Source organism: Mycetocola sp. BIGb0189 (assembly GCF_024810155.1).
Lineage (GTDB): Bacteria > Actinomycetota > Actinomycetes > Actinomycetales > Microbacteriaceae > Mycetocola > Mycetocola lacteus.
The window spans coordinates 149,673-175,604 of record NZ_JANUED010000006.1 but is presented as its reverse complement, the minus strand read 5'-3'; the positions used below and the strand labels follow the sequence as shown (position 1 = coordinate 175,604).

Genomic DNA, 25,932 nt, shown 5'->3' with positions numbered 1-25,932 from the left:
TCCCCGTTGAACGCGCAGGCCGCATGCTAGGCGGACTGTTTGGTGAGCCCGCGATTCACGAGTGCTCCCGCGCCGGCTGCCGCGCCGAGGCCACCGTGAAGATCACCTGGCGCAACCCCAAGATTCACGATGAAACCCGCAGCAAGGTGTGGCTGGCCTGCGCCGAGCACGATGGGTTTCTGACCGAGTTTTTGACCTCCCGGGGGTTCCCGGTTGAGGTGGCCCCCTTTATCCCCGAGGAGACCCCGTGAACCGCTGGCGGTTTGTGTTTGAAAAGCGCTGGTTTGCCTACCTGGGCGTGGCGATCGTGTTTGCCATCGCCTGCGTGCTGCTCTCCAACTGGCAACTGGATCGCCGCGGCGAGCGCGAGGATGAGATTGCCCGCGTGGCCAAGAACTTCGACGCCACCCCGGTGCAGATCGATCAGGCACTCCCCTCGGAGAGCGCGTTCAACATCAACGATCGCTGGCTTCCGGTGACCATGCACGGTCGCTATGAGGAGGATAAGCAGATCCTGGTGCGTAACCGTCCCTACGATGGCTCGCCGGGGTATGAGATTCTCACCCCGCTGCGCCTGGATAACGGCAAGGTGTTCCTGGTCAACCGCGGCTGGGTTCCGCAGGGCAACAACGCCGAGCGTCCCGATCACGTGCCCGCCCCGCCGAGCGGCGAGGTCACGGTGGTGGCACGGCTGAAGGCCAGCGAGGACACCATTCGTGGACGCGGAGCCCCCACCGGGCAGCTGGCGACGGTCAACCTGCCCGAGGCCGAGGCGATCCTCAAGGAGCGCATCTACACCGGTGCCTATGGCCTGCTGGATACCGAGGACCCCGCCCCCAGCGAGCAGCGTCCTGCCGCCGTGAAGAAGCCGGACCCCGATGAGGGACCGCACCTGTCCTATGCGTTCCAGTGGATCCTGTTTGCGCTGATGGGCTTCACCTTCCTGGGGTGGGCCGTGCGGGAGGAGTATCGCCGGGTGAACTCGGACGATCCGGCCGAGAAGGTGCGCGCCGCCAAGCGGGCCGCGAAGCGCGCCTCGAAGCTTACCGATGCCGACGTCGAGGACGCCGAGGTGGAGGACGTGCGCATCCACGCCGAACGCTAAAGATCTATCCCGAGAAACCGCGGATCCCCAAGCCGGGGTCCGCGGTTTTTTGCTGCCCGCACATCCAAAGTGTCAAAATATTTGAAAGTTCAGGTGAGGTAAGGCTAGACTAACCACACGGTTCGATGCCCCGGTCCGCAGATGCACCATCCGCGCCGACAGAGGCGCGCGTCGATCCCCGAGTCACCGATCAGGTGCACCCTCCCCCACCGAAAGGCTCCACATGCGACGCCCCGTCCAGCGGCCCCGCCGCACGCTCTTTGCCGCCGCCCTCGCCGCGGCCACCCTGGTTCTCGCGGGCTGCTCCGCCCAGGGAACCACCGGCGATGCCGCCGGCTCCGCCGACACCGTCACGATCACTCACGCGCTGGGGACCGCCGAGATCACCGGCACCCCCAAACGCATCGTGACCCTCGGGCAGGGATCCGCCGAAACCGCCATCGCGCTCGGCACCATCCCGGTGGGCATGGAGGAATACCCCTGGGGTAGCGATGACACCGGCTACCTCCCCTGGGTCCACGAGGCAGTGACCAAGGAGGGCGGGAAGCTGCCCAAGACCTTCACCGGGAACACCGAGCTCGATGTGGAAACCATCGCTGACCTCGACCCGGACCTGATCCTCGCACCCTGGTCGGGCGTGACCCAGGAGCAGTACGACGTGCTCTCCAAGATCGCCCCGACCATCGCCTATCCCAAGCAGCCGTGGACCATCACATGGGACGACCAGATCACCACCATCGGCAAGGCAATGGGCAAGTCCACCGAGGCCGCCGACCTGGTGAGCGACATCAAGACCCAGTTGGAAAACGCCAAGCGTCCCGAGTATGCGGGCGTGACCTTCTCCTACGTGTACACCACCGGCCCCGGCACCCTGGGCGTGTTCTTCCCCGGCGAGCAGCGGGTGGCCATGGCCTCGGCGCTCGGCCTCACCGTGGACCCCGTGGTCAACTCGTTCGAGGAAACCGAGGGTACCGACTCGGCGCTGATCGGCCTGGAAAACGCCGATAAGCTCGCCGGCTCGGACCTGATCTTCACCTTCTACTCCGATGAGGAGACCCGCGCCGAGATCGAGGCGCAGCCGCTCTACGCGGCAATTCCGGCGGTTGCCAAGGGGGCCGTGGTGGCACCGACCGACCAGCCCTTCGTCACCGGATCCTCGATGATCAACCCGCTCACCGTGCCCTGGGCACTCGAGCGCTACGTGCCGCTGATCGACGCCGCGCTCGCGCACGCCGGTAAGTGACGTCCGTCTCCACCACGCCTGCGGCCGCCCGGGATTCCCGGCGCGGCCGCTTGGGCGTTCGCTCGGCACCGATCAACCTGCTGATCCTCGTGGGGTTAGCCCTACTCCTGGCCGCACTCTCGGTGCTGTCGCTGTTTGCCGGCAGTCGGGTCACCGGGATCGCCGAGGTTGTGCAGGCACTCACCGGCGCCGGCGATCCACACCTACAGCTCGTGGTCACCGAACGCATTCCGAGGACAATCATCGGCGCCGTGGTGGGGGCAAGCCTCGCGGTCTCCGGGGTCATCGTGCAGGGGGTAACGCGCAATCCGCTGGGTGATCCGGGACTGCTGGGCGTGAGTGTTGGAGCCTCCGCGGCCGTGGTGACCGCGACGGCGATCACCGGGACCGCAATCGGCGCGGGGACCGTCTGGGTCGCGCTGGTTGGTGCCCTGGTCACGGTGATCCTGGTGGTCCTGGTGGCCGGACGCCCCACCGGCGGCGGCATCGTCCCGCTGCTCCTGGCCGGTGCCGTGGTCTCGGCGGTGCTGGGCACATACATCCAGGCGATGATTCTCACCCGCCCGGCCGTGTTCGACTCGTTCCGCTTCTGGGTCATCGGCTCCCTCGCCGGACGCCGTCTGGACACCCTCGCCGAGGTCGCCCCCGCGCTGATCCTGGGCCTGGTGCTCGCGCTGATCCTCGCCTCGGGACTCAACGCCCTCGCCCTCGGCGACGACCTCGCCCACTCGCTCGGAGTCTCGGTTCCCCGGGTACGCGCCGGGGCCCTGCTGGCTGCCGCCCTGCTGTGCGCCGGGGCCACCGCGCTGGTAGGGCCGATTGCGTTCCTGGGCCTCGCCGTGCCACACCTGGTGCGGGCACTGGTGGGAACCGATCATCGCTGGCAGATGCCCGCGGCGATTCTGCTGGGGGCCTCGGTCCTGATCGCCGCCGATATTGTGGGCCGAGTCATCGCGCGCCCCGGCGAGCTGATGGTGGGGGTGGTGACCGCGTTTGTGGGTGCCCCGTTCCTACTGATTGCCGTGCGGGCCGGACGGGCGGTGCGCGGATGACCCGGCTGGCTCGAGGGTCCCGGTATCCCCGCCTGAATACCCCGCGAGAATCATCCCCCACCACGGCCCGGCCGCCGCGTCTGTTCCGGATCGGTTCATGGGTTGCCCTGCCCATCCACCCCCGGGCGCTGGCCTGGTCGGGCATCGCCCTCGTTCTGCTCCTGATCGCGGCCGTACTAACCCTGAGCATGGGAAAGCTGGGAATCGCGCCCCAGGCGCTCCCGGCGGCCCTGTTTGACCCGCCGCGGGGAGCCGCCGGGTTTACGCTAACCACGCTGCGCGGACCGCGCCTGCTGGTCGCGATCGGCGTGGGCGCGGCGCTGGGCATCTCCGGCGCGCTGTTCCAGGCCGTGACCCGCAATCCGCTCGGCAGCCCCGACGTCATCGGCCTGGGTGCCGGAGCCGGGGCGGGAGTGGCGATCTGCGCGCTGCTCTGGCCCGGCGTCCTGCCCACCCCGGTGGGCGCGCTGATCGGCGCGGCCCTGGCCATCACCCTGGTGTATTTCTCCACCGGACGCGGATTTGCCGCCCCGGCGCGCATCATCATCGCCGGCATCGGCGTCTCGGCGATGGCCCACGCGGTGACCCAGTACGTGGTCAGCGTCAAGCTGCGCGATGAGGCCAGTCAGCTCGCCGGCTATCTCGCCGGATCGATCAACTCGGTGGGCTGGGGCGCGGTGGGGATCATCGCGATCACCCTGGCGATCACCCTTCCCGCCGCCTGGGTCCTGGCCCCCTCACTCAACCAGATCGGACTCGGGGATGCGCTGGCGCACTCGCTGGGCATCCGGATCACCGCGACCCGCACGGCGGCGATTGTCGTGGCCGTGGTCGCGGCGGCCGGGGCGGTCACCGTGGCCGGACCGATCTCGTTTGTGGCCCTCACCGCGCCGCAGATCGCCCAGCGCCTCACCCGCTCCCCCGCACTCTCCCTCGGACTCTCGGCCCTGCTCGGGGCGCTGATCCTGGTGATCGCGGACCTGCTGGCCCAGCAGGCACCGTTTGCGCGTGGGCTCCCGGTGGGGATCCTCACCGCCGGGGTCGGCGGCATCTACCTGGGCGCACTCCTGATTCGCGAATGGCGGAAAGGCAAACTATGACCCCCATCACCCCCGGCCTGATCGCCCGACACCTGCGCGTGGGCTACGGCTCACGCGAGATCCTGGGTGACCTCTCGGTGGCCCCACCCACCGGCGCATTCACCGCGATTATCGGCCCCAACGGCTGCGGCAAATCCACCCTGCTGAAGAGTCTGGGCCGGGCGATGACCCCGCGCGCGGGCACGGTCACCCTCGACGGAACCGATCTGGCCCGGATGCGACCCAAGGCCATCGCACGCCGCCTGGCCCTGCTCCCCCAGGATCCGATCGCCCCGGACACCATCCGGGTGCGCGACCTGGTGGCCCGCGGCCGCCACCCGTATCACTCGGTGCTGCGGCAGTGGGCACCGGGCGACACCGAAGCCGTGGACCGCGCGCTCGAACAGACCGGGGTTGCGCACCTTGCCGATCGTTTCGTGTCCGAGCTCTCCGGTGGCCAGCGGCAGCGTGCCTGGGTTGCGCTGGTGCTGGCCCAGGACACCGAGTACGTGCTGTTGGATGAGCCGACCTCGTTCCTCGACATTGCCCACCAGATCGATCTGCTACACCGCTGCCAGGACATGCGCGCAGCCGGGAAAACCGTGATCGCCGTGCTCCACGACCTCAACCAGGCGGCCCGCTATGCCGACCACCTGATCGTCATGCATGAGGGCGCGATCGTGGCCGAGGGTGCCCCCGCGGAGGTGCTCAGCGCCGAGCTGGTGCGCGAGGTGTTTGCGCTGCCCGCCGAGATCACCACCGACCCACAGAGCGGTTCCCCGCTGATCGTGCCGCTCGCGCGCGGCTAGCTCGGCGCATTACCGTCCAGCCACCGCCAGGGTGCCGCTAGCCCTGGGCGTCCCGCTCGGCCTTGAAGCGCGCCCACTCGGTGTCCAGCGCGCGGTTATCAACCATCCACCCCATGTAGTCTCGCATGTTGCGCACGCGCTCGTGGGCGAGGCCCCCGGCGGCCACATGCTCCAGGGCCCGTTCGGCGAGCGCGCGCTGGTTGGCGAGGTAGGTCTGCTCCTGCTTGAGGAATCCGCCCCACACATCGGCATCCATCGCAAAGTAGTGCGTGCGCGCGCCCGGGCGGCGTACCCGGTGCACAAAGCCGCCCTGCTCAAGCTTGCGCACGTGCGAGGACACCGAACCGCGGCTGATATCGAGTTCGCGGGCGAGCTCATCGGCGCTGACCCCGTCGGCTTCACTCAGCAGCAGGTAGCCGGCAATTCGCCCGCCGATCCGGGTACCGCCGCCGCCCTGCCAGAACCCGGCAAACGCGTCCACAAACCAGGTGTGGAACTCGGCCTTCTGCGCGGGCGCACTCTCGGGATGCCGGGGATCGGAAGTCATGAATTCAGTGTATCCAGCGGTGTGTGCCGGACCTGAAAACGCCGCGGCCCCGGACACCAAAAAGGTATCCGGGGCCGTGAATCACGTGCCGGCTAGGCGAGCTCGATCAGGTCGTTGTAGTCCTTGTTCCAGTGGTCTTCCACACCGTCGGGCAGAATGAGCACGCGCTCGGGGTTCAGCGCCTCCACGGCACCCGAGTCGTGGGACACCAGCACCACGGCACCGGTGAAGTGTGCCAGGGCATCCAGGATTTCCAGGCGGCTGGCGGGGTCGAGGTTGTTGGTGGGCTCATCGAGCAGCAGCACGTTGGCCGAGGACACCACCAGCATCGCCAGCGACAGACGCGTCTTCTCACCACCGGAGAGCACACCGGCGGGCTTGTGACCATCGTCACCGGTGAACAGGAACGAACCCAGCACCTTACGCGCCTCGGTCTCGCCGATGTTCGGGGAGGCGGAGAGCATGTTCTCCAGCACCGTGCGCTTCACGTCCAGGTTCTCGTGCTCCTGCGCGTAGTAGCCCACCTTAAGGCCGTGACCGGGGATGATCTCGCCGGTGTCGGGCTTGTCCACCCCGGCGAGCATGCGCAGCAGCGTGGTCTTTCCGGCACCGTTGAGGCCCAGCACCACCACCTTGGAACCGCGGTCGATCGCCAGGTCGACCGAGGTGAAGATCTCCAGCGAACCGTAGCTCTTGGAGAGGTTCTTCGCCATGATCGGGGTCTTGCCACAGGGCGCGGGATCGGGGAAGCGCAGCTTGGCCACCCGCTCGACCTGACGTACCTCGTCGAGGCCGGCAAGCAGCTTCTCGGCGCGCGCGACCATCTGGTGGGCGGCCGCGGCCTTGGACGCCTTGGCACCGAAGCGGGCCGCCTGCAGCTGCAGGGTCGTGGCCTTCTTCTCGGCGTTGGCGCGCTCCTTCTTACGGCGCTCCTCGTCGGCCTCGCGCTGACGCAGGTAGTTCTTCCAGTTCATGTTGTAGATGTCGATGACCTGGCGGTTGGCGTCGAGGTAGAACACGCGGTTCACGGTTTCGCCCACGAGCTCGATGTCGTGGGTGATCACGATGAAGCCACCGCGGTAGTTCTTCAGGAACTCGCGCAGCCACACCACCGAGTCGGCGTCGAGGTGGTTGGTGGGCTCATCGAGGATCATCGTCTGCGCGTCGGAGAACAGGATGCGCGCGAGTTCGATGCGGCGACGCTGACCACCCGAGAGGGTGGAGAGCGGCTGGTCGAGGATGCGATCCGGCAGGTTGAGGTTGCTGGCGATCGAGGCTGCCTCGGCCTCGGCGGCGTAGCCACCCAGCGCGTTGAAGCGGTCGGTGAGGTTGCCGTACTTCTTCATGGCGGCCTCGGCCACGGCCGGGTCGGTGCTCGCCATGTCCTGGGTGGCCTTGGCCATGCTCAGCGCGATCTGACCGAGTCCACGGGCATCCAGGATGCGGGTGCGCGCGAGGTCTTCGGGGTTTCCGGTGCGCGGGTCCTGGGGCAGATATCCCAGCTCGCCGCGGTTGTTGATCGCGCCGGCCGCGGCGGGAATCTCGCCGGCCAGGGTCTTGGTGAGGGTGGTCTTGCCGGCACCGTTACGTCCCACCAGACCGATCTTGTCGCCCGCGGCGACCTGGAAACTCACGTTTTCCATGAGTAGCCGTGCGCCAACACGGATTTCGAGATCCTGAACGGAGAGAGCCACTGCGGGTGTCCTTTGCTAACCAGGCACCACAAATAGCGCCATAAAAGTCGAGGTAAGTCACCCAGTCTACGCGGTTTAGCCACCGTGACCTATCTGAGCCGCCCCGCGCCGCAATATCCGCCGCCCAGATGGAGAGTGAGTGTCTGGGAATTTGGGGAGAGCCCCCGAGCGGCGCGCACCCGCAAACCTAAACTGGCCACAGATCCCCTATCGGAAGGAAACGACCATGTCCGAGGTATTTGACGGTCTGGCTACCATCTACAATCAGCAGCGGCCCCGCTACCCCCGCGCCGTGTACGCGCTGCTGGAGCAGCTGGTGGATCCGACGCCGCCGCTCAACATTCTGGATGCGGGCTCGGGGCCCGGCGTGGTCCTCGAAGACCTGCTGCCCACCTTCGGTCCACTGGCCCACTACACCGCGGTGGACATCTCCGCGGACATGGTCGCCACCGGCGCCGAGCGCCTGCCCGAGGCCACCTGGGTTCACTCCCCGGTCGAGCCGGATCTGGAGCAGCGCCGTGACCTCGCCCTGATCACCGTGGGTCAGGCCGCACACTGGTTTGATCGCCCGCGGTTCTACGCGGCGGCCATCCAGGCGCTGCGGCCCGGCGGCGTGCTGGCAATCATCCAGCATAACCGCGACTACACCCGCGGCGGGTTCGCCCAGGCGTGGGAGGAGCTGGCCGAGGCCTACTCCCCCGGCTACACCCGCACCTACCGCGATTTCCCCTACGCGCAGGAGCTGGCCGAGGCCTTCGCCCCGGCGGATTCGGATCACGGCGTGTATCAGGCCGAGTGGACCCTGACCCGCTCCCCCGAGGACACCCGCGGCCGCGCGCTGTCCTCCAGCAAGATGCAGGCCGCGCTGGCCGCCGCGGGCGACACGTTTGAGGCCGCACTGGATGCCGCCATCGCCGCGAACACCGAGGACGGTCAGGTCTCACACACCATGATCACCGAGGTGTACTGGGTGCGTACTGCTGCCTAGTCACGGCAACCGCAATAGCAACGGCGTCGGCTGCGTCCGGGATCACCCCGAACACTACCGACGCCGTTGCCGTGTTGTGGCGACGATATGAGCGCTTAGACTCGCTCAAGCAGGTGCAGGCTCGGGCTGTAGTCGATCGCCCAGTCGGTGTAGACGCCGGCGATGGCGCAGTCCTCGCAGCGCAGGCCCACGCTGACCCAGCGCACATCCTCGCCCTCGATCGCAAAGCCCACGGCCACGGTGAAGTCGGTGCCGTCGCAGGTGCACTCGGCGGCGTCGAGTTCGATATCGGAATCGGCGCGGTCCAGCAGGTCGGCCGAGTCGAGCAGCGCGACCTCGGTGTCGCACTTCGAGCACAGCCGCACGGCCACGCCCTGCTCATCGTCATAGCCGAGGGCGAAGACCTCGTTGCCGCAGGTACAGACGCAGTCGATGATGCGGTCTACCGGAAAATCGCCGGCCTCATAGTCGCGGATGGAGTCGTGCAGCTGTTCGCGGCCGGTACGGGAAGTCATGCTGCCAGCTTACCGGCATAGGAGCGCACAAAACCCCGCCCACCAAATGGTGAGCGGGGTTCTGAGAGGGCAAACTACATCGCGAAGCCGAGGGCTCGCATCATGTCGCGGCCGTCATCGGTGATTCTTTCAGGGCCCCACGGCGGCATCCAGACCCAGTTGATCCGGAACGCCTCCACGACGCCATCGAGTGCCTCACCGGTCTGCTCTTCGAGCACATCGGTCAGCGGGCAGCCGGCCGAGGTGAGGGTCATGTGGATGATGAGAGCGTTGTTCTCATCGTCCCATCCGAGGTCGTAGATCAGGCCGAGGTCAACAACGTTCACCCCGAGCTCGGGGTCCATAACGTCCTTGAGCGCCTCGGTGACCTCGTCGTAACGGGCCGGGCTCAGGGTGGTAGACATGGGTCTAGCCTACGCCTGGTCGGCGGTCTGGAGGTAGCGGTCGTAACCCTCGTCTTCCAGACGGTCGGCCAGCTCGGGGCCACCCTGCTCGGCAACCTTACCGTTCACGAACACGTGGACGTGGTCCGGCTTGATGTAGCGCAGGATGCGGGTGTAGTGGGTGATCAGCAGCACGCCGAGGTCGGTGTTCTCCTGGGCGCGGTTGACACCCTCGGAGACGATCTTCAGCGCGTCAACGTCGAGGCCCGAGTCGGTCTCGTCGAGCACGGCGAACTTCGGCTTGAGCAGCTCAAGCTGAAGGATCTCGTGACGCTTCTTCTCTCCACCGGAGAAGCCCTCGTTGACGTTACGCTCGGCGAACACCTTGTCCATGCGCAGGTTGTCCATGGCGGTGCGCACCTCCTTGATCCAGGTGCGGATCGCGGGGGCCTCACCATCGATGGCGGTCTTGGCGGTGCGCAGGAAGTTCGACACGGTCACACCGGGGATCTCCACCGGGTACTGCATGGCGAGGAACAGGCCGGCGCGGGCACGCTCGTCCACGCTCATCTCCAGGACGTCTTCGCCGTCCAGGGTGATCGAACCGGAGTCCACGGTGTACTTCGGGTGACCGGCGATGGTGTACGCCAGGGTCGACTTGCCCGAACCATTGGGGCCCATGATGGCGTGGGTCTCGTTGGAGTTGAGGGTCAGGTCTACACCGCGCAGGATCGGCTTGGTGCCCTGGTCGGTTTCCACGCTGACGTGCAGGTCGCGAATCTCAAGTACTGACATGGCGCTAGATCTCTTTCGTTACGGTCGGGTCGATAAAAATGTCGCCATCGCGCAGCTCCACGGCGTATACCGGGACGGGCTCATAGGCGGGAAGGGTCAGGGGCTTGCCGGTTTTCAGCGAGAATGCGGACCCGTGGGCCCAGCACTCGAGGGTCTCCCCCTCAACAAACCCCTCGGCGAGGGAAATATCGCCGTGGGTGCAGGTGTCTCCGATTGCGTGGACCTCACCCTGCGCGTCCAACACGAGTGCGATCGGAGTGCCGTCGACCACCACGCGCAGGGCCTGGTTGAGGGTCAGATCGGCAAAGGCAGCAACGCGGGTACTCACGACTGGAGGTCACCCGCCGCAAGCTCACGCTCGATGGCGGCCTCGATGCGCTCGCCCAGCTCGGCGTCGCCGATGCGCTGGATGATCTCCACCAGGAAGCCGTGCACCACGAGGCGACGGGCGTCGGCCTCGGCGATGCCGCGTGCCATGAGGTAGAAGAGCTGCTCGTCGTCGAATCGACCGGTGGCGCTGGCGTGACCGGCACCGGCGATGTCACCGGTCTCGATCTCCAGGTTCGGCACCGAGTCGGCGCGAGTACCCTCGCTGAGCACGAGGTTGCGGTTCTCCTCATAGGAGTCGGTCGCGGTACCGGTCTGGCGGATCAGCACGTCGCCGATCCACACGGTGTGCGCACCCTCACCCTGGAGTGCACCCTTGTAGCTCACGCGGGAGCGGGTGTTCTCGGCGTCGTGGTCGACGTACACGTGCTGCTCGAGGTGCTGGTGAGCGTCGGCGAAGTACACACCGAGCGACTCGATGTCGGCACCCTGGCTACCCAGGTGGGTCGAGGGGTTGACCCGGACGATCTTGCCACCCAGAGTCACGGCCACGTGCTTAAGCTTGGCGTCGCGACCGATCTCGGCGAAGTGCTCGGCCAGGTGGCGGGCATCCTCCGCCCACTCCTGAACGCTCACCACGGTGAGCTGGGCGCCATCGCCGACGATGATCTCGATGTTCTCAGTCAGCGCGGCCTGGCCGGCGTTTTCCAGGATGACCAGGGCGCGCGAGTGCGGTGCGGCCTCGATCACGGTGTGCGCGGCGCGGGCGGTGTTCCCCAGTGCGCTGCGGTGCAGGCGGAAGGTCTTCTCCTCCTCGCCGGTGACCGAGATTACCAGGGCCTTCTCAAACGCGGTCCACGCGTTGGCGGCGGCCTTGTTCTCGGGGGTACCGGCGGTGCCAATCCGCTTATCGTCGCGACCCACCCAGGCCACGGCGACGCCGTCGACGGCGGGTGCCTCAAACGGATACTCGGATCCGTCCAGCTCGCCATCAATCAGGTCGGCAAGCTGCGCGACCGGGGTGTACTTCCAGGCGGGCTCGCGACCGGTGACCGCCGGGAAGGCGGCCACATCGGTCGAGGCGAAGCGCTCGGAACGGGTCTGGACCGGCACGAAGGCGTCGCCGCCGTCGCTGTGCGCCTTGAACCCGTGCTGTTCGGTTTCGGTGCTGCTGGTTGCAGGGGATGTGGTCGTCATTTAGCCGACGGATCCTTCCATGCCCATTTCGATGAGCTTGTTGAGTTCGAGTGCGTATTCCATCGGGAGCTCACGGGCGATCGGCTCGATAAAGCCGCGCACGATCATGGCCATGGCCTCATCCTGCTCGAGGCCGCGGCTCATCAGGTAGAACAGCTGCTCCTCGGAGACCTTGGTGACCGTTGCCTCGTGACCCAGCTCGGCGTCATCCACACGAATGTCGATCGCCGGGTAGGTGTCCGAGCGGGAGATGCGGTCCACCAGCAGGGCGTCACAGGCCACGGTGTTCTTCGAGTGGTGCGCGTTGGCGTCCACCCGAACCTCACCGCGGTATCCGGCGCGGCCGCCACCGCGGGCGATGGACTTCGACAGGATGGTCGACTGAGTGTGCGGGGCCATGTGGATCATCTTGGCACCGGTGTCCTGGTGCTGACCGGGGCCGGCGAAGGCCACCGACAGGGTCTCACCCTTGGCGTGCTCACCGGTGAGGTAGATCGACGGGTACTTCATGGTGACCTTGGAGCCGATGTTGCCATCGATCCACTCCATGGTGGCGCCCTCTTCGGCGATGGCGCGCTTGGTGACCAGGTTGTACACGTTGGTCGACCAGTTCTGGATGGTCGTGTAGCGAACGCGGGCGTTCTTCTTCACGATGATCTCCACCACGGCCGAGTGCAGCGAGTCCGACTTGTAGATCGGGGCGGTGCAGCCCTCGATGTAGTGGACGTAGGAGCCCTCGTCGGCGATGATCAGCGTGCGCTCGAACTGACCCATGTTCTCGGTGTTGATCCGGAAGTAGGCCTGCAGCGGGATCTCCACGTGGACACCCTTGGGGACATACACAAACGAGCCACCCGACCACACGGCGGTGTTCAGCGCGGCAAACTTGTTGTCACCCGAGGGGATCACGGTACCGAAGTACTCCTCGAAGAACTCGGGGTGCTCACGGAGCGCGGTGTCGGTGTCCAGGAAGATGACACCCTGCTGCTCGAGGTCCTCGCGGATCTGGTGATACACCACCTCGGACTCGTACTGGGCGGCCACACCGGCGACCAGGCGCTGACGCTCGGCCTCGGGGATACCCAGCTTCTCGTAGGTGTTCTTGATGTCCTCGGGCAGGTCTTCCCAGGTCTGGGCCTGCTTCTCGGTCGAGCGGACGAAGTACTTGATGTTGTCGAAGTCGATGGCCGAGAGGTCGGCACCCCAGGCGGGCATCGGCTTGCGTTCGAAGATCTGCAGGGCCTTCAGGCGTCGCTGCAGCATCCAGTCCTGCTCGTTCTTGAGGTTCGAGATGTTGGCAACGACCTCTTTGGAGATTCCTCGTTTGGCGGATTGACCCGCCGCATCCGAGTCGGACCATCCGAATTCGTAAACTCCCAGGGAGTCCAATTCGGGACGGTCAATGAGCACGTCTGACATGTCTCTACCTCTTTTCTACCTGCCGGTAACAGAATTTCCGTACCTGGCATTCCCTCACGGTGATGCGCTATCAGGCGCGGGCATGAGAGGGGGGTGGCGCGAGACGCTCTCCGGCGTCTCTACAATTAGTTCAAGGGGGTTTCAGTACCTGGCCCGCGGCTGGCATGCAACGTGCCAAACGCAGACAACTACTCGAACTCTTCGTATTCTATAGGTTCCGGCATATTTCCGCATGGGTGATTACCGCGAGCCGCACCGTTAACTAAGGATGGGGACCGATTCCCGTGACCACGACCTCCCGGCCGACACCAAGCCTCTATCAGCGGATCACAAACTGGCTGCCGCAGAGCGTGAACCGACCGGTTCGTGTTTTTGCCTGGCTCTCGCTGATCTTCCAGACGGTGCTGATCGGCACCGGCGGCGCCGTGCGCCTAACCGGGTCGGGCCTCGGGTGCCCCACCTGGCCCAAGTGCACCCCCGAATCGCTGACCTCGACCCCGGAGATGGGGATCCACGGGATCATCGAGTTTGGTAACCGCACGCTCACCTTCGTGCTGGTGATCATCGCCATCGGCGCCTTCCTCTCGGTCTGGAACCTGCGTAAGCGGCGCCGCGACCTGTTCTGGCTGACCTTCGCCCAGGGCATGAGCATCCCGCTGCAGGCGGTGCTCGGCGGCATCGTGGTGCTGACCGGCCTGAACTCCTACCTGGTGGGTGCCCACTTTGTGATCTCCCTGGTGCTGGTGGGCCTGACCACCGCGCTGGTCTACCGCGTGTACCGCGGAGCCGCCGGCCCCAAGCGCAGCGCGGCGCCGTACCGGATCCTCACCCACATCATGACCTTCCTGGTTGCCCTGGCCGCGGTCATGGGCATCCTGACCACCGGATCGGGTCCGCACGCCGGCGACGCCAACGTGCCCCGCAACGGCCTGGACCCCGAGTTCATGCAGCACCTGCACTCCTGGCCCGGCTACCTGATGTTTGCCTCGACCGTCCTGATCCTGATCATCGGACTGCGCCTGCGCTACCCGGTGAAGCCGGTCATCTGGCTGCTGGTGGGACAGATCGCCCAGATCGTCCTGGGCATCGCCCAGTCCCGCCTGGGACTGCCGGAGATCATGGTGGGTACCCACATGGTCCTGGCCGGCGTTGTGATCGCCCTGGCCACCCGGGTCATGCTGGACACCCGCTCCTCGATCCCCGAGCCCGAGCAGGTGTCGGCCGAGCCGCAGGCGGCACGCGCCTAACCCGGCAACAATAAGGGGCGGTGGCTCCCTCTTCGGAGGGGGCCACCGCCCTTTTGTCTGGGTACCCACGGTCCCGATTCGGGCTCACGTTGGTTCACGAGCGCTGAACGTATGTGCAGCTAAATCGACCCGCCCGATACCCAAAGCGCGAAACGTGCTGCACGAACGTGCAGATTCGCCCTAGAAGTGCAGCAGCGGGTCAATCCCCACCGCGAGGAACACCAGGGTGAGATACGAGATCGAACCGTGGAACACACGCATCGGACTCGCCGCCGCACCGCGGATAGCGAGGTTGTACAGACGGTGTGTCTCGTAGATGAACCAGCCGCCGGCCAGTACCGCAACCACGCTATATACGATGCCCATGTTGCCCACCGGAATCAGCAGCAGCGAGCAGGCCACGGTGGCCCATGCGTAGAGGATGACCTGCAGGCCCACCTGGGCCCGACCGCGCACCACGGCGAGCATCGGGACACCCACCGAGCGGTAGTCCTCGCGGTACTTCATCGACAGCGGCCAGTAGTGCGGCGGGGTCCAGAGGAACACCACACCGAAGAGAATGAAGGGCTCCCAGGAGAGCGAACCGGTAACCGCCGACCAGCCGATCAGCACCGGGAAACAGCCCGCAATTCCGCCCCAGATGATGTTCTGAGCGGTGCGACGCTTGAGCCACAGCGTGTAGATCAGCACGTAGAAGGCGATGGCCGCGACCGAGAGTGCGGCGGCCAGTAGGTTGGTGGTGAGGGCCAGCCACACCGTGGAAACCACCGCCAGAACCCAGGAAAACACGAGCGCCTCGCGCGGGCTGACCTCTCCGGTCACAAGCGGTCGACCCTGAGTTCGGTTCATCACGCGGTCGATATCGCGGTCGAAATAGCAGTTGAACGCGCCGGCGGAACCCGCACTCAGCGCACCACCAATGACCGTGGCGAGGACCAGTCCGAGGGTCGGCAGACCACCCTGAGCGAGGATCATTACCGGGACCGTGGTCACCAGCAGAAGCTCCATAACACGGGGTTTTGTGAGCGCGATGTATGCACGCACCTTGCGCTTGGCACCGATCTTCTCGGTGGCGACGGGGGTCAACTCTGCGACGTCCATTAGTTCTATATACCTCTTCACTCGACTCGCCCATCCTACGGGATCGGTTTCGGGCGACCAACCGTGCACGCGCGCCCGAACTCCCCCGCTATCGGGAGCGGAACTCCCTATACTGGTAGACGCTCGCAATAACGCGACGCCTTTCCCCCGGTCCCGCACTTCGTTGTAGTGCCCGCCGCCGGGTGCGGCGCCGTGCGCGACACGCAGTTCGCTCAGCCACGGTGGCCAACCCAGGCCGCCGGGTTCGATTAGGAAAGGTCAATAATCTTGGCAGCTCTGAAGTGGGATCCCATCGACAACAAGGCGGTTAACACCGCTCGCGTTCTCGCGGCGGATGCCGTAGAAAAGGTCGGTAACGGCCACCCCGGAACGGCAATGAGCCTCGCACCGGTCGCCTACCTCCTCTTCCAGAAGGTCATGCACAAGGACCCGAGCGACCAGGATTGGCTGGGACGCGACCGCTTCGTGCTGTCGGTCGGCCACTCCTCCCTCACTCAGTACGTCCAGCTGTACCTCGGCGGATTCGGCCTGGAAAAGGCCGACATCGAGGCACTGCGCACCTGGGGCTCGAAGACCCCGGGTCACCCCGAATTTGGTCACACCGACCACGTTGAGATCACCACCGGTCCGCTGGGCCAGGGTCTCGCCTCGGCCGTGGGCTTCGCCTACGCCGCCCGCTACGAGCGTGGCCTGTTTGACCCCGAGGCCGAGGCCGGCACCAGCCCCTTCGACCACTTCGTGTACGTCGTTGCCGGAGACGGTGACCTGCAGGAGGGCGTGACCAGCGAGGCTTCCTCGCTGGCCGGTCACCAGGAGCTCGGCAACCTGATTGCCATTTACGACTCCAACCAGATCTCGATCGAGGACGACACCAACATCGCCTTCACCGAGGACGTCGCCAAGCGCTACGAGGCCTACGGCTGGGATGTGCGCATCGTCGACTGGAAGAAGAACGGCGAGTACGTCGAGGACGTTCAGGAACTGAACGACACCATCGAGGCTGCCAAGGCTGAGACCAAGAAGCCCTCGCTGATCATCCTCAAGACCATCATTGGTTACCCCTCCCCCAAGAAGCAGAACTCCGGTGGCATCCACGGCTCCAAGCTGGGTGCCGAGGAGCTCGCCGCGCTGAAGACCGTTGTGGGCTTCGACCCGGAGCAGAGCTTCCAGGTGGACGAGGACGTCATCGAGCACACCCGCGGTGCCGTGGCACGCGGTGCCGAGCTGCACGCAGCATGGCAGGTTCGCTTTGACGCCTGGGCCGCCGCAAACCCCGAGCGCGCCGAGCTGCTGGCTCGCCTCGAGGCTGGCGAACTGCCCGCCGACATCGAGTCCGCTCTGCCGGTCTTCGAGGGTGGCTCGTCGGTTTCGACCCGTGTTGCCTCGGGTAAGGTCATCAACGGCCTCGCCTCGGTGCTGCCCGAGCTGTGGGGTGGCTCCGCCGACCTCGCCGGTTCGAACAACACCACCATCGAGGGTGCCCCCTCGTTCGTGCCCGCCGAGCACTCCACCAACGCGTGGACCGGTAACGACTACGGTCGCGTCCTGCACTTCGGTATCCGTGAGCACGCCATGGGCGCAATCATGAACGGTATCGCCCTGCACGGTAAGACCCGCGTCTTCGGTGGAACCTTCCTGCAGTTCGCCGACTACATGCGTCCCGCCGTCCGTCTGGCCGCCCTGATGAACATCGCTCCGATCTTCGTCTGGACCCACGACTCGATCGCCCTCGGCGAAGACGGTCCGACCCACCAGCCGGTTGAGCACCTCGCAGCGCTCCGCGCCATCCCGAACCTGGACATCATCCGTCCGGCCGACGCCAACGAGACCGCTCACGCGTGGTTCGAGATGCTCAAGCGTCACACCGCACCGCAGGGTATCGCCCTGTCGCGTCAGAACCTCCCCGTGTACGCACGTGGCGAGGGTGCTGCCGAAGGCGAGACCTTCGCATCGGCATCGCTGACCGCTCGCGGCGCCTACACCCTGCTGGAGGCTCCGAACGGCACCCCCGAGGTACTGCTGATCGCCACCGGTTCCGAGGTGCAGCTGGCCGTTGAGGCTCGCACCGCACTGGCAGCCGAGGGCATCCAGGCCCGCGTCGTCTCGGTCCCCTCGCTTGAGTGGTTCGCCGAGCAGGACGCCGCCTACCAGGAGTCGGTACTCCCGGCAGCTATCACCGCTCGCGTTTCGGTTGAGGCCGGTATCGCCCTCACCTGGCGGGGAATTGTTGGCGACCGTGGACGTTCCATCTCCCTGGAGCACTTCGGTGCTTCGGCAGATGAGAAGACCCTGTACACCAAGTTTGGTATCACGACCGAGGCCGTTGTGGCCGCGGCCAAGGACTCGCTCAACGCGTAGGCGTTGAACAGGAAAGAAGAAGATTCAATGACTAACGAACGTACCGCCGCCCTGTCCGAGGCCGGCGTCAGCATCTGGCTTGACGACCTGTCCCGCGGACGCATCCAGTCCGGCAGCCTGCAGGCCCTGATCGCCGAGAAGAACGTTGTCGGCGTGACCACCAACCCGACCATCTTCGCCGGTGCCCTGAGCAACGGTGAGAGCTATGCCGAGCAGGTTGCCGAGCTCAAGGCTGCCGGTGTTGACGCATCGAAGGCTGTCTTCGAGATCACCACCGACGACGTTGCCGCCGCAAGCGACATCTTCGCCGACATCTACGCCTCCTCCAAGGGCTTCGATGGCCGCGTCTCGATCGAGGTCGAGCCGGGCTTCGCTCACGACGCCGCCGCGACCATCGCGCAGGCCAAGGAGCTGTGGGCCAAGGTCAACCGCCCCAACGCCATGATCAAGATCCCCGCGACCGTTGAGGGCCTCGAGGCCATCACCGCCGTGATCGCCGAGGGCATCAGCGTCAACGTGACCCTGATCTTCTCGCTCGAACGCTACCGCGCCGTGGTCAACGCCTACCTGGCCGGTCTCGAGCAGGCCAAGGCCAAGGGCATCGACATCTCGGGCATCCACTCGGTTGCCTCGTTCTTCGTGTCGCGCGTGGACAGCGAGATCAACGCTCGCCTGGACGCCGTGGGCACCCCCGAGGCCGTGGCCCTGAAGTCGAAGGCCGGCGTTGCCAACGCTCAGCTGGCCTACGAGGCCTTCGAGCAGGAGTTCGCCTCCGAGCGTGCCGCCGGTCTGCTGGCCGCCGGTGCAAACAAGCAGCGTCCGCTGTGGGCTTCGACCGGTGTCAAGGATGCCGCTCTGCCCGACACCCTGTACGTGACCGAGCTGGTTGCCGCCGGTGTTGTCAACACCATGCCGGAGAAGACCCTCGAGGCTACCGCCGACCACGGCGTCATCACCGGTGACACCGTGACCGTGGCCTACGCCGCCGCTCACGAGATCATGGACGCCGTAGCCGCCGCAGGCGTGTCCTACGACGAGGCCACCGCTCAGCTCGAGAAGGAAGGCGTTGAGAAGTTCATCGTCTCCTGGAACGAACTGCTGGACACCGTGAACGCAGCTCTGGAGGCTTCGAAGTGAGCTTCGAAATCCACCTCTCCGGCACCGTCAAGGTAGCCGTAGTAGAAGCCGTTCCCACCCTGGTGGCCGACCTGGTCGCCTCGGGTATCACCGCCCAGAACCCCACCCTGTGGGGCGCGGACGCCGAGGCCGAGTCCTCCATCCGTCTGGGCTGGACCGAGGCCGTTTCGGTCTCGCGTCCGCTGGTGGCCCCGATCATCGAGCTGCGCGACAAGCTGCGCGCAGCCGGCGTGAACCACATCGTGCTGGGTGGCATGGGCGGGTCCTCGCTGGCCCCCGAGGTCATCACCAACACGCTGGACGCTCCGCTGACCATCCTGGACTCGACCGCTCCCGGTCAGATCCTGGCCGCGCTGAACGACCGCCTGGAGACCAGCGCCCTCGTGGTGTCCTCCAAGTCGGGTTCGACCGTGGAGACCGACAGCCAGCGTCGCGCCTACGAGGCTGCGTTCACCGCGGTGGGCATCGACCCGACCGAGCGCATCATCGTGGTCACCGACCCGGGTTCCCCGCTGGACAAGTCCGCACGTGAGGCCGGTTACACCGTCTTCAACGCGGACCCCAACGTGGGTGGCCGCTACTCGGCCCTGACCGCCTTCGGTCTGGTCCCCGCCGGTCTCGCCGGTGCGGACATCGACGAGCTGCTCAACGAGGCCGAGGCCATCTCGGTTGAGCTCGCCGTGGACAACGAGACCAACCCGGGCCTGGTGCTCGGTGCGGCCATCGCATTCCGCAGCAAGCTGGGCATCGTCACCGACGGCAGCCACATCGTCGGTTTCGGCGACTGGGTGGAGCAGCTGATCGCCGAGTCCACCGGAAAGCTCGGCACCGGCGTCCTGCCGGTTGTGCTCGAGCCGCTCTCGACCGAGGTAACCGCGGACTACGCGGACACCCAGATCGTGCGCCTGGTGGACAACGCCCACACCCACTTCGACAACCACGCACGCGAGGGTGAAATCCTCGTCAGCGGCAGCCTCGGCGCTCAGCTGCTGGTGTGGGAGTACGCGGTGGTTGTGGCCGGTCGCCTGCTGGGGATCAACCCCTTCGACCAGCCCGACGTGGAGTCCGCTAAGATCGCTACCCGCGGTCTGCTGGACTCCCGCCCCGAGCCCACCGCGCCCGCATTTGTGGACGCCGGTATCGAGGTGCGCGGCCCGGCCGAGATCATCGGCTCCGCCACCACCGTCCGCGAGGTTCTGGATGCCCTCATCGGCACCCTGCCCGAGGATGGCTACTTCTCCGTGCAGGCCTACGTAGACCGTGTCGCCAACCCGCAGCTGCAGGGTGTCCGCGACCAGTTCGCCGCGGTAACCGGTCGTCCGGTCACCTTCGGTTGGGGCCCGCGCTTCCTGCACTCGACCGGTCAGTTCCACAAGGGCGGACCGGCCGTGGGCGTGTTCCTGCAGATCACCGAGACCGCCCCCGCGGACCTCGAGATCCCGGAGCGTCCGTTCACCTTCGGTGAGCTGATTGCCGCTCAGGCGCAGGGTGACGCAAGCGTACTGGCCGACCACGGTCGTCCCGTCGTAACCCTCACCCTGACCGACCCGGCCAGCACCATCGAAACCCTGTTCGCCGCCATCGCGCGCTAACAACCCCTCGCAAAACCTTCTAGGAGTCCCATGTCCCCCGTGGATATTACGCCGGAGTTTAATCCGCTCCGGCTGAGCTCGGACCGGCGATTGAACCGAATCGCCGGCCCGAGCGGACTGGTCATCTTTGGTGTTACCGGAGACCTGTCACGTAAGAAACTCATGCCGGCCGTTTACGACCTGGCGAACCGTGGGCTGTTGCCCCCGGGCTTCTCCCTGGTCGGGTTCGCCCGCCGTGATTGGGAAGACCAGGACTTCATGCAGGTAGTGCACGACTCGGTCCGGGAGCACTCCCGGACCGAGTTCCGGGAAGAGGTGTGGGACCAGCTTGCGCAGGGTATCCGCTTCGTTCCCGGAGAGTTCGATGACAACGAGGCATTTGACCGCCTCAAGCAGACCGTGGAGACCCTGGACCGTGAACGCGGCACCATGGGTAACTACGCGTTCTACCTGTCGATCCCGCCGAAGGCCTTCCCGGTTGTGACCGAGCAGCTGCGCCGCTCGGGCCTGGCCGACCAGAAGGAAGGCTCCTGGCGTCGTGTGGTCATCGAGAAGCCGTTTGGTTCGGACCTGAAGACCGCCCGCGAGCTCAACGCCGTGGTCGAGTCCGTGTTCCCCGCCGACTCGGTCTTCCGCATCGACCACTACCTCGGTAAGGAAACCGTTCAGAACATCCTGGCGCTGCGTTTCGCCAACCAGATGTTCGAGCCGCTGTGGAACGCCAACCACGTAGACCACGTACAGATCACCATGGCCGAGGACATCGGCGTGGGTGGTCGTGCCGGATACTACGACGGTATTGGTGCCGCCCGCGACGTGATCCAGAACCACCTGCTCCAGCTGCTCGCGCTGACCGCGATGGAAGAGCCCAACTCGTTTGACGCCGCAGACCTGCGTGCCGAGAAGGAGAAGGTCCTCTCCGCCGTGCGTCTGCCCGCAGACCTGGCAACCGCTACCGCCCGCGGCCAGTACGCCGGCGGATGGCAGGGTGGCGAACAGGTTCCCGGCTTCCTCGATGAGGACGGCATGAACCCCGAGTCGATCACCGAGACCTACGCCGCGATGCGCCTGGACATCAACACCCGTCGCTGGGCCGGTGTGCCCTTCTACCTGCGTGCGGGTAAGCGTCTGGGTCGTCGTGTGACCGAGATTGCCGTTGTCTTCAAGCGTGCACCGCAGTACCTGTTCGAGGAGAGCCAGACCGCCGAGCTCGGCCAGAACGCCCTCGTGATCCGCGTCCAGCCGGACGAGGGTGTCACGATCCGTTTCGGTTCGAAGGTTCCCGGCGCCAGCACTCAGGTGCGCGATGTGACTATGGACTTCGGTTACGGTCACGCGTTCACCGAGGCGAGCCCCGAGGCCTACGAGCGTCTGATTCTCGACGTTCTCCTGGGCGACCCGCCCCTGTTCCCGCGCCACGAGGAGGTTGAGCTCTCCTGGAAGATCCTCGACCCGATCGAGGAGTTCTGGGCCGCAGAGGGTGGCCCGCTTGATCAGTATCAGCCCGGATCCTGGGGACCGGCTTCGGCCGACGAACTCCTGCAGCGTGACGGCCGGAATTGGAGACGCCCATGATCGTCGAACTGCCCGACACCACCGTCAGTGCGGTGGCTAAGCGCCTGGTAACCCTGCGCGAAGACGGCGGAGCCGTCGCCCTGGGTCGCGTGCTGACCCTGGTGATCAGCTCCGAGCACGGTCAGGAAGAGGATGCAATTCACGCCGCCAATGAGGCATCGCGTGAGCACCCGATGCGTGTGATCGTGGTCTCCAACGAGGTCACCCCCGGTACCGTGGATCGTCTGGACGCGGAGATCCGCGTCGGTGGCGACGCCGGTGCCAGCGAGGTCATCATCCTCAGCGTCTTCGGCGCGGTCGCGACCAGCGAGGAATCGCTGATCACCGGCCTGCTGCTGCCGGACGCTCCGGTTGTGGCCTGGTGGCCCGGCAAGGCTCCGGCCGACGTGGCGCACACCGCGCTGGGTCGCATGGCGCAGCGCCGGATCACCGACGCCTCGATCGGTGAGGACGTGCTGGCCACGCTGAACACGCGTGCCACCACCTACACCGCCGGTGACACCGACTTCGCGTGGACCCGTCTGACCCTGTGGCGTGCTCAGCTCGCCGCGGCGCTGGACCAGCCGCCGTATGAGCCGGTCACCAAGGTGATCGTCTCGGGTGCCTCCGACTCCCCCTCGACCATCCTGCTGGCCGCCTGGCTGCGCCGTGCGCTGCAGGCTCCGGTGGAGCAGGTCGAGACCGAGCGCGGTTCGCACGACACCGGAATTCACTCGGTGACCCTCGTGCGCGACAGCGGTGAGGTGTCGATCGTTCGTCCGTTCACCAGCACGTCGGCTACGCTGAAGCTGCCGGGTCAGCCCGAGCACGAAATTGCTCTGCCCCGCCGCAGCCTGCGCGACTGCCTCGCCGAGGAACTGCGCCGGCTCGACCCGGACGCACTGTACGGCGATGTAATCACCACCGGACTGGCCGAACTGCTGGCCGAGTCCACCACGAAGTAAAGTAAGGGATCAACGATGACCAACGAACGCCGCGTCCTCATTCATAAGGATGCAGAAGCGCTGACGGCCTCCCTGGCCGCACGCTTCCTCACCAAGACCCTCGACCTGCTCGACGAATACGATCGTGTAAACGTTGTGCTGGAGGGTGGCCGTGTGGGGATCGCGGTGCTCGAATCCATCAATGCTTCCGCCGCGCGCGACAGCGTTGACTGGTCTCGTGTTCACTTCTGGTGGAGCGACGAGCGCTTTGTGCCCGCCGGCCACGAGGACCGCAACGATGTGAAGGCGTATTCGGCTCTGCTGGATCACCTGACCATCCCGGCCGAGAACATTCACCCGATGCCCGCATCGGATGCCGGACTCGACCTGGATGCCGCCGCGGTCGCGTATGCCGAGGAGCTGGCTCGTTTCGCCGATGGCGACTCGAACCTGCCCCGCTTCGACATCACCTTCCTGGGTGTCGGGCCCGACGGTCACACCGCCTCGCTGTTCCCCGGTTTCACCGAGGTACTGGACAAGGACCACACGGTCCTGCCGGTACGCAACTCGCCGAAGCCGCCGAGCGAGCGACTGACCCTGACCCGTACCGCGATCAACACCTCCCGCCGCGTGTGGGTGGAGCTGGCCGGTGCGGAGAAGGCGTCGCCGCTGGGTCTCGCCCTGGCCGGTGCATCCTATGCGGATGTGCCGATCGCGGGTGTCAAGGGCCGTCGTCGCACCGTCTTCTTCGTGGATGAGGCTGCTGCCTCGGAGGTTCCCGAAGACCTGATCGCTCAGTCCTACTAGGGTCCCTCAACACCGCGGCCCCCGTTCCTTTTGGGAACGGGGGCCGCGGTGTTTTTATTATGCTGCTAGGCCTCGTGGTAGCGGCGCACGGTCTCGCGCAGCGCATCGGCGTGAGTATAGATCTCGGTGGGGTGTTCGATCGGGATGCGGGTCTCGTTCTTGTCCGCGTCAATCAGGCCCAGGTACTTCTGGGCGCGGTTGAAGTGCAGGCGGGCGATCGGCTTGCGGTTGTTGTCATCGAACAGGATCGCGAAGTACGACTTGGCGTCCCGGTATACCACCCGGTCCACGTCCACATCCGAGCACACGATCGCGCGCACGATGTGGTACCCCTCAAGCTCCTCCAGCGTGGTGACGATGCCGTCATCCTCGGCCTCTCCCCCGCCCGCCTCGGATACCTCGTTAGTGGGTTCGGGATCCTCGTCTTCGATCCGGGTGATCGGCAACGGCCGTGCGCTCCCCAGAGCCGATTTCAGGCGCTCGTTCACCTGATCGTTGAGGTACTGCCCGGCGGCCTTGGTGACCAGCCCGCGGAACTGCTCACGCACCTTCTGGGTGATCACGCCGTCGTATACGCGGCTGGTGAGGAAGCGCACCCACTCGTCATCGGGCTCACGGAACTGTCGACCGATCACCCGCTTGATCTGGCCGATGTACTTCAACTCCCCGGCGGCGCTGATGATCGAATCGAGGTCAAAATCGGTTTTGGTGAGCTTCTGCAGCTCCCCCACGATGCTCTCGTCGATGTCCAACAGGTCCAGGACCAGGAACGGCTTCTCGTCCATCCGGTTCGGGGCGTCGATGTCGGAGTAGAAGTTGTAGGTAACCCCGTTCGTGAGCACCGCGATCCGGGCACTGGTCACCGCGAAATAGCGGAAGAGCTGCGAGGCGTTTTCCAGGTTGAGTGGCGCACCGGCCTTCTTGCACTCGATCAGCATCTGGATCTCCCCATCCTGCATGATCGCGTAGTCGATCTTCTCGCCCTTTTTGATCCCCACATCCGCCGTGAACTCGGGAATCACCTCGAGTGGATTGAAGACGTCATAACCAAGAACGGTCGCGATGAACGGCATAATGAACGCGTTCTTCGTGGCTTCCTCGGTCGCAATCTGCTGGTGCTGATCCCGCACCTTTTCGGCGAGGGCGGCAAGGCGCGGCAAGAGTTCCATGTGTTCCTTTTTCACAAAAATGGGTGGATGCCGCCATGCTATCGTTCGTGCCCTCAGCTTCGTGACCCTCGTTTGTGGGCATGCAAAAGCGCCCCGGGAGTTTCCTCCCGGGGCGCTTCTGGCGATAAAACTACTTCTTAGGGGCCGCGGTACCGCGACGCTCCCGCAGGGCGGTCAGCGCGTCCTCGAGCAGCGAGGCGGCTTCCTCCTCGGTGCGACGCTCCTTCACGTACGCGAGGTGGGTCTTATAGGGCTCAAGCTTCGCCAGAGCCGGCGGGTTTTCCTTGTCCCGGCCGGCGGGCAGACCGCTGGTGGGGCTGTCGATGGTCTCGGGGATCTCCTCGTCGGGCAGGTTTGCCGCGAAGTACCGAACCGTCTGGTTGCCCAGTGCGTCCCAGTAGGACACCGCCACGCGGTCGGCGTGGAAGCCGTGGTCCTGTTCACCCATGGGGCCCGCACCAACGCGAGAACCCCGAATTGCACTACCTCCGGTAGCCATGTTTACTCCTTGTACCGCTCAGACTTAGAAATGCAGAGTGCGGAAAGCTAGATAACCGACTGGAACTTCGTGATCAGGCCCAGGGCCACGATCGACACGAACCAGACCAGACCCAGGATCACGGTGATCCGGTTCAGGTTACGCTCGGCCACACCGGATGCACCGAGGTTCGACGAAACACCGCCACCGAACATGTCGGAAAGACCGCCTCCGCGACCCTTGTGCAGCAGGATGAGGAAGGTGAGCAGGAGGCTGGTAATGCCCAGCAGCACCTGCAGTACGATCTGAAGAATCTCCACGAAGGACCTTTCATGTGCCGAACGCGCATCCACGCGAACCGGTCAAGTATAACGTGACCGCAAACCAGGTTC

At 65.7% G+C, this 25,932-nt stretch carries 26 protein-coding genes; 14 read left to right on the top strand and 12 right to left on the bottom strand.

Going from position 1 to position 25,932, the window contains the following annotated elements:
* Nucleotides 1–23 precede the first annotated feature (23 nt).
* The 6 genes from M2390_RS11045 to M2390_RS11020 all read left to right on the top strand — a co-directional run bounded on the left by M2390_RS11045 (nucleotide 24) and on the right by M2390_RS11020 (nucleotide 5,288).
* Nucleotides 24–251, top strand: a complete 228-nt coding sequence (locus M2390_RS11045) for a hypothetical protein (RefSeq protein ID WP_259178701.1) — start codon at nucleotides 24–26, stop codon at nucleotides 249–251.
* Nucleotides 248–1,105 (top strand): SURF1 family protein, encoded by an 858-nt coding sequence (locus tag M2390_RS11040; protein WP_121687923.1) that lies wholly within the window; start codon nucleotides 248–250, stop codon nucleotides 1,103–1,105. The genes M2390_RS11045 and M2390_RS11040 overlap by 4 nt, the downstream gene beginning before the upstream one ends.
* 223 nt (nucleotides 1,106–1,328) lie before the next feature.
* Nucleotides 1,329–2,348 carry an iron-siderophore ABC transporter substrate-binding protein gene (locus tag M2390_RS11035; RefSeq protein WP_259178700.1) on the top strand — a complete coding sequence of 340 codons (1,020 nt, stop codon included), beginning with the start codon at nucleotides 1,329–1,331 and terminating at the stop codon, nucleotides 2,346–2,348.
* Nucleotides 2,345–3,400 carry an iron ABC transporter permease gene (locus M2390_RS11030; RefSeq protein WP_259178698.1) on the top strand — a complete coding sequence of 352 codons (1,056 nt, stop codon included), beginning with the start codon at nucleotides 2,345–2,347 and terminating at the stop codon, nucleotides 3,398–3,400. The genes M2390_RS11035 and M2390_RS11030 overlap by 4 nt, the downstream gene beginning before the upstream one ends.
* Nucleotides 3,397–4,500 (top strand): iron chelate uptake ABC transporter family permease subunit, encoded by a 1,104-nt coding sequence (locus tag M2390_RS11025; protein ID WP_259178696.1) that lies wholly within the window; start codon nucleotides 3,397–3,399, stop codon nucleotides 4,498–4,500. The genes M2390_RS11030 and M2390_RS11025 overlap by 4 nt, the downstream gene beginning before the upstream one ends.
* Complete coding sequence (locus tag M2390_RS11020) at nucleotides 4,497–5,288, top strand: ABC transporter ATP-binding protein (RefSeq protein WP_259178694.1); 792 nt, start codon at nucleotides 4,497–4,499, stop codon at nucleotides 5,286–5,288. The genes M2390_RS11025 and M2390_RS11020 overlap by 4 nt, the downstream gene beginning before the upstream one ends.
* 37 nt (nucleotides 5,289–5,325) lie before the next feature.
* On the opposite strand, the gene M2390_RS11015 is transcribed toward M2390_RS11020, so the two are convergent.
* Both M2390_RS11015 and abc-f read right to left on the bottom strand, forming a co-directional pair.
* Complete coding sequence (locus M2390_RS11015) at nucleotides 5,326–5,835, bottom strand: GbsR/MarR family transcriptional regulator (RefSeq protein ID WP_259178693.1); 510 nt, start codon at nucleotides 5,833–5,835, stop codon at nucleotides 5,326–5,328.
* Nucleotides 5,836–5,927: 92 nt separating this feature from the next.
* Nucleotides 5,928–7,478, bottom strand: a complete 1,551-nt coding sequence (abc-f, locus tag M2390_RS11010; protein WP_121687928.1) for a ribosomal protection-like ABC-F family protein — start codon at nucleotides 7,476–7,478, stop codon at nucleotides 5,928–5,930.
* Between the two features lie 277 nt (nucleotides 7,479–7,755).
* On the opposite strand from abc-f, the gene M2390_RS11005 reads away from it, so the two are divergent.
* The gene (locus tag M2390_RS11005; RefSeq protein ID WP_259178690.1) at nucleotides 7,756–8,517 is read left to right on the top strand and encodes a trans-aconitate 2-methyltransferase; all 762 of its coding nucleotides are present in this window, start codon (nucleotides 7,756–7,758) and stop codon (nucleotides 8,515–8,517) included.
* A 95-nt stretch (nucleotides 8,518–8,612) separates the two neighbouring features.
* On the opposite strand, the gene M2390_RS11000 is transcribed toward M2390_RS11005, so the two are convergent.
* The 6 genes from M2390_RS11000 to sufB all read right to left on the bottom strand — a co-directional run bounded on the left by M2390_RS11000 (nucleotide 8,613) and on the right by sufB (nucleotide 13,153).
* The gene (locus tag M2390_RS11000) at nucleotides 8,613–9,032 is read right to left on the bottom strand and encodes a hypothetical protein (RefSeq protein WP_121687930.1); all 420 of its coding nucleotides are present in this window, start codon (nucleotides 9,030–9,032) and stop codon (nucleotides 8,613–8,615) included.
* Nucleotides 9,033–9,106: 74 nt separating this feature from the next.
* Entirely contained in the window at nucleotides 9,107–9,436 is a 330-nt protein-coding gene (locus tag M2390_RS10995) for a metal-sulfur cluster assembly factor (RefSeq protein WP_030143390.1), read from the bottom strand.
* A 9-nt stretch (nucleotides 9,437–9,445) separates the two neighbouring features.
* Nucleotides 9,446–10,210: a Fe-S cluster assembly ATPase SufC gene (sufC, locus tag M2390_RS10990; protein WP_121687931.1), complete on the bottom strand. Its 765-nt coding sequence runs from the start codon at nucleotides 10,208–10,210 to the stop codon at nucleotides 9,446–9,448.
* Between the two features lie 4 nt (nucleotides 10,211–10,214).
* Nucleotides 10,215–10,538, bottom strand: a complete 324-nt coding sequence (locus M2390_RS10985) for a non-heme iron oxygenase ferredoxin subunit (RefSeq protein ID WP_259178688.1) — start codon at nucleotides 10,536–10,538, stop codon at nucleotides 10,215–10,217.
* Nucleotides 10,535–11,734, bottom strand: coding sequence for a Fe-S cluster assembly protein SufD (gene sufD / locus M2390_RS10980; RefSeq protein ID WP_259178687.1), 1,200 nt, complete (start codon nucleotides 11,732–11,734; stop codon nucleotides 10,535–10,537). The genes M2390_RS10985 and sufD overlap by 4 nt, the downstream gene beginning before the upstream one ends.
* The gene (sufB, locus tag M2390_RS10975; protein WP_030143386.1) at nucleotides 11,735–13,153 is read right to left on the bottom strand and encodes a Fe-S cluster assembly protein SufB; all 1,419 of its coding nucleotides are present in this window, start codon (nucleotides 13,151–13,153) and stop codon (nucleotides 11,735–11,737) included. It abuts the gene before it with no gap.
* A 284-nt stretch (nucleotides 13,154–13,437) separates the two neighbouring features.
* On the opposite strand from sufB, the gene M2390_RS10970 reads away from it, so the two are divergent.
* The gene (locus M2390_RS10970; RefSeq protein ID WP_259178683.1) at nucleotides 13,438–14,400 is read left to right on the top strand and encodes a heme A synthase; all 963 of its coding nucleotides are present in this window, start codon (nucleotides 13,438–13,440) and stop codon (nucleotides 14,398–14,400) included.
* 180 nt (nucleotides 14,401–14,580) lie between these two features.
* Here the strand turns inward: M2390_RS10970 and M2390_RS10965 are convergent, their stop codons facing one another.
* Nucleotides 14,581–15,501 carry a heme o synthase gene (locus tag M2390_RS10965; protein ID WP_259178682.1) on the bottom strand — a complete coding sequence of 307 codons (921 nt, stop codon included), beginning with the start codon at nucleotides 15,499–15,501 and terminating at the stop codon, nucleotides 14,581–14,583.
* 267 nt (nucleotides 15,502–15,768) lie between these two features.
* Between M2390_RS10965 and tkt the strand changes: the two genes are divergently transcribed.
* Genes tkt through pgl form a run of 6 tightly spaced genes read left to right on the top strand, consistent with a single transcriptional unit; the run spans nucleotide 15,769 to nucleotide 23,893 of the window.
* Nucleotides 15,769–17,859 carry a transketolase gene (gene tkt, locus M2390_RS10960; RefSeq protein ID WP_259178680.1) on the top strand — a complete coding sequence of 697 codons (2,091 nt, stop codon included), beginning with the start codon at nucleotides 15,769–15,771 and terminating at the stop codon, nucleotides 17,857–17,859.
* Between the two features lie 27 nt (nucleotides 17,860–17,886).
* On the top strand, nucleotides 17,887–18,996 hold the full coding sequence (gene tal, locus M2390_RS10955; protein WP_030143382.1) for a transaldolase: 1,110 nt from the start codon (nucleotides 17,887–17,889) through the stop codon (nucleotides 18,994–18,996).
* Entirely contained in the window at nucleotides 18,993–20,588 is a 1,596-nt protein-coding gene (locus tag M2390_RS10950; protein WP_259178671.1) for a glucose-6-phosphate isomerase, read from the top strand. Before tal ends, M2390_RS10950 begins: the two co-directional genes overlap by 4 nt.
* Before the next feature lie 30 nt (nucleotides 20,589–20,618).
* Complete coding sequence (gene zwf / locus M2390_RS10945; protein WP_121687937.1) at nucleotides 20,619–22,163, top strand: glucose-6-phosphate dehydrogenase; 1,545 nt, start codon at nucleotides 20,619–20,621, stop codon at nucleotides 22,161–22,163.
* A complete protein-coding gene (locus M2390_RS10940) occupies nucleotides 22,160–23,107 on the top strand; it encodes a glucose-6-phosphate dehydrogenase assembly protein OpcA (RefSeq protein WP_121687938.1) in 948 nt (315 codons plus the stop codon). The genes zwf and M2390_RS10940 overlap by 4 nt, the downstream gene beginning before the upstream one ends.
* 15 nt (nucleotides 23,108–23,122) lie before the next feature.
* Nucleotides 23,123–23,893, top strand: a complete 771-nt coding sequence (gene pgl / locus M2390_RS10935; protein WP_030143378.1) for a 6-phosphogluconolactonase — start codon at nucleotides 23,123–23,125, stop codon at nucleotides 23,891–23,893.
* A 65-nt stretch (nucleotides 23,894–23,958) separates the two neighbouring features.
* Here pgl and M2390_RS10930 read toward each other — a convergent pair whose 3' ends face one another.
* From M2390_RS10930 to secG, 3 genes are all read right to left on the bottom strand, one after another.
* Entirely contained in the window at nucleotides 23,959–25,062 is a 1,104-nt protein-coding gene (locus M2390_RS10930; protein ID WP_259178665.1) for a type I restriction endonuclease, read from the bottom strand.
* A gap of 130 nt (nucleotides 25,063–25,192) precedes the next feature.
* Nucleotides 25,193–25,561, bottom strand: a complete 369-nt coding sequence (locus tag M2390_RS10925) for an RNA polymerase-binding protein RbpA (RefSeq protein ID WP_030143376.1) — start codon at nucleotides 25,559–25,561, stop codon at nucleotides 25,193–25,195.
* A gap of 47 nt (nucleotides 25,562–25,608) precedes the next feature.
* On the bottom strand, nucleotides 25,609–25,860 hold the full coding sequence (gene secG, locus M2390_RS10920) for a preprotein translocase subunit SecG (RefSeq protein WP_030143375.1): 252 nt from the start codon (nucleotides 25,858–25,860) through the stop codon (nucleotides 25,609–25,611).
* Nucleotides 25,861–25,932 lie beyond the last annotated feature (72 nt).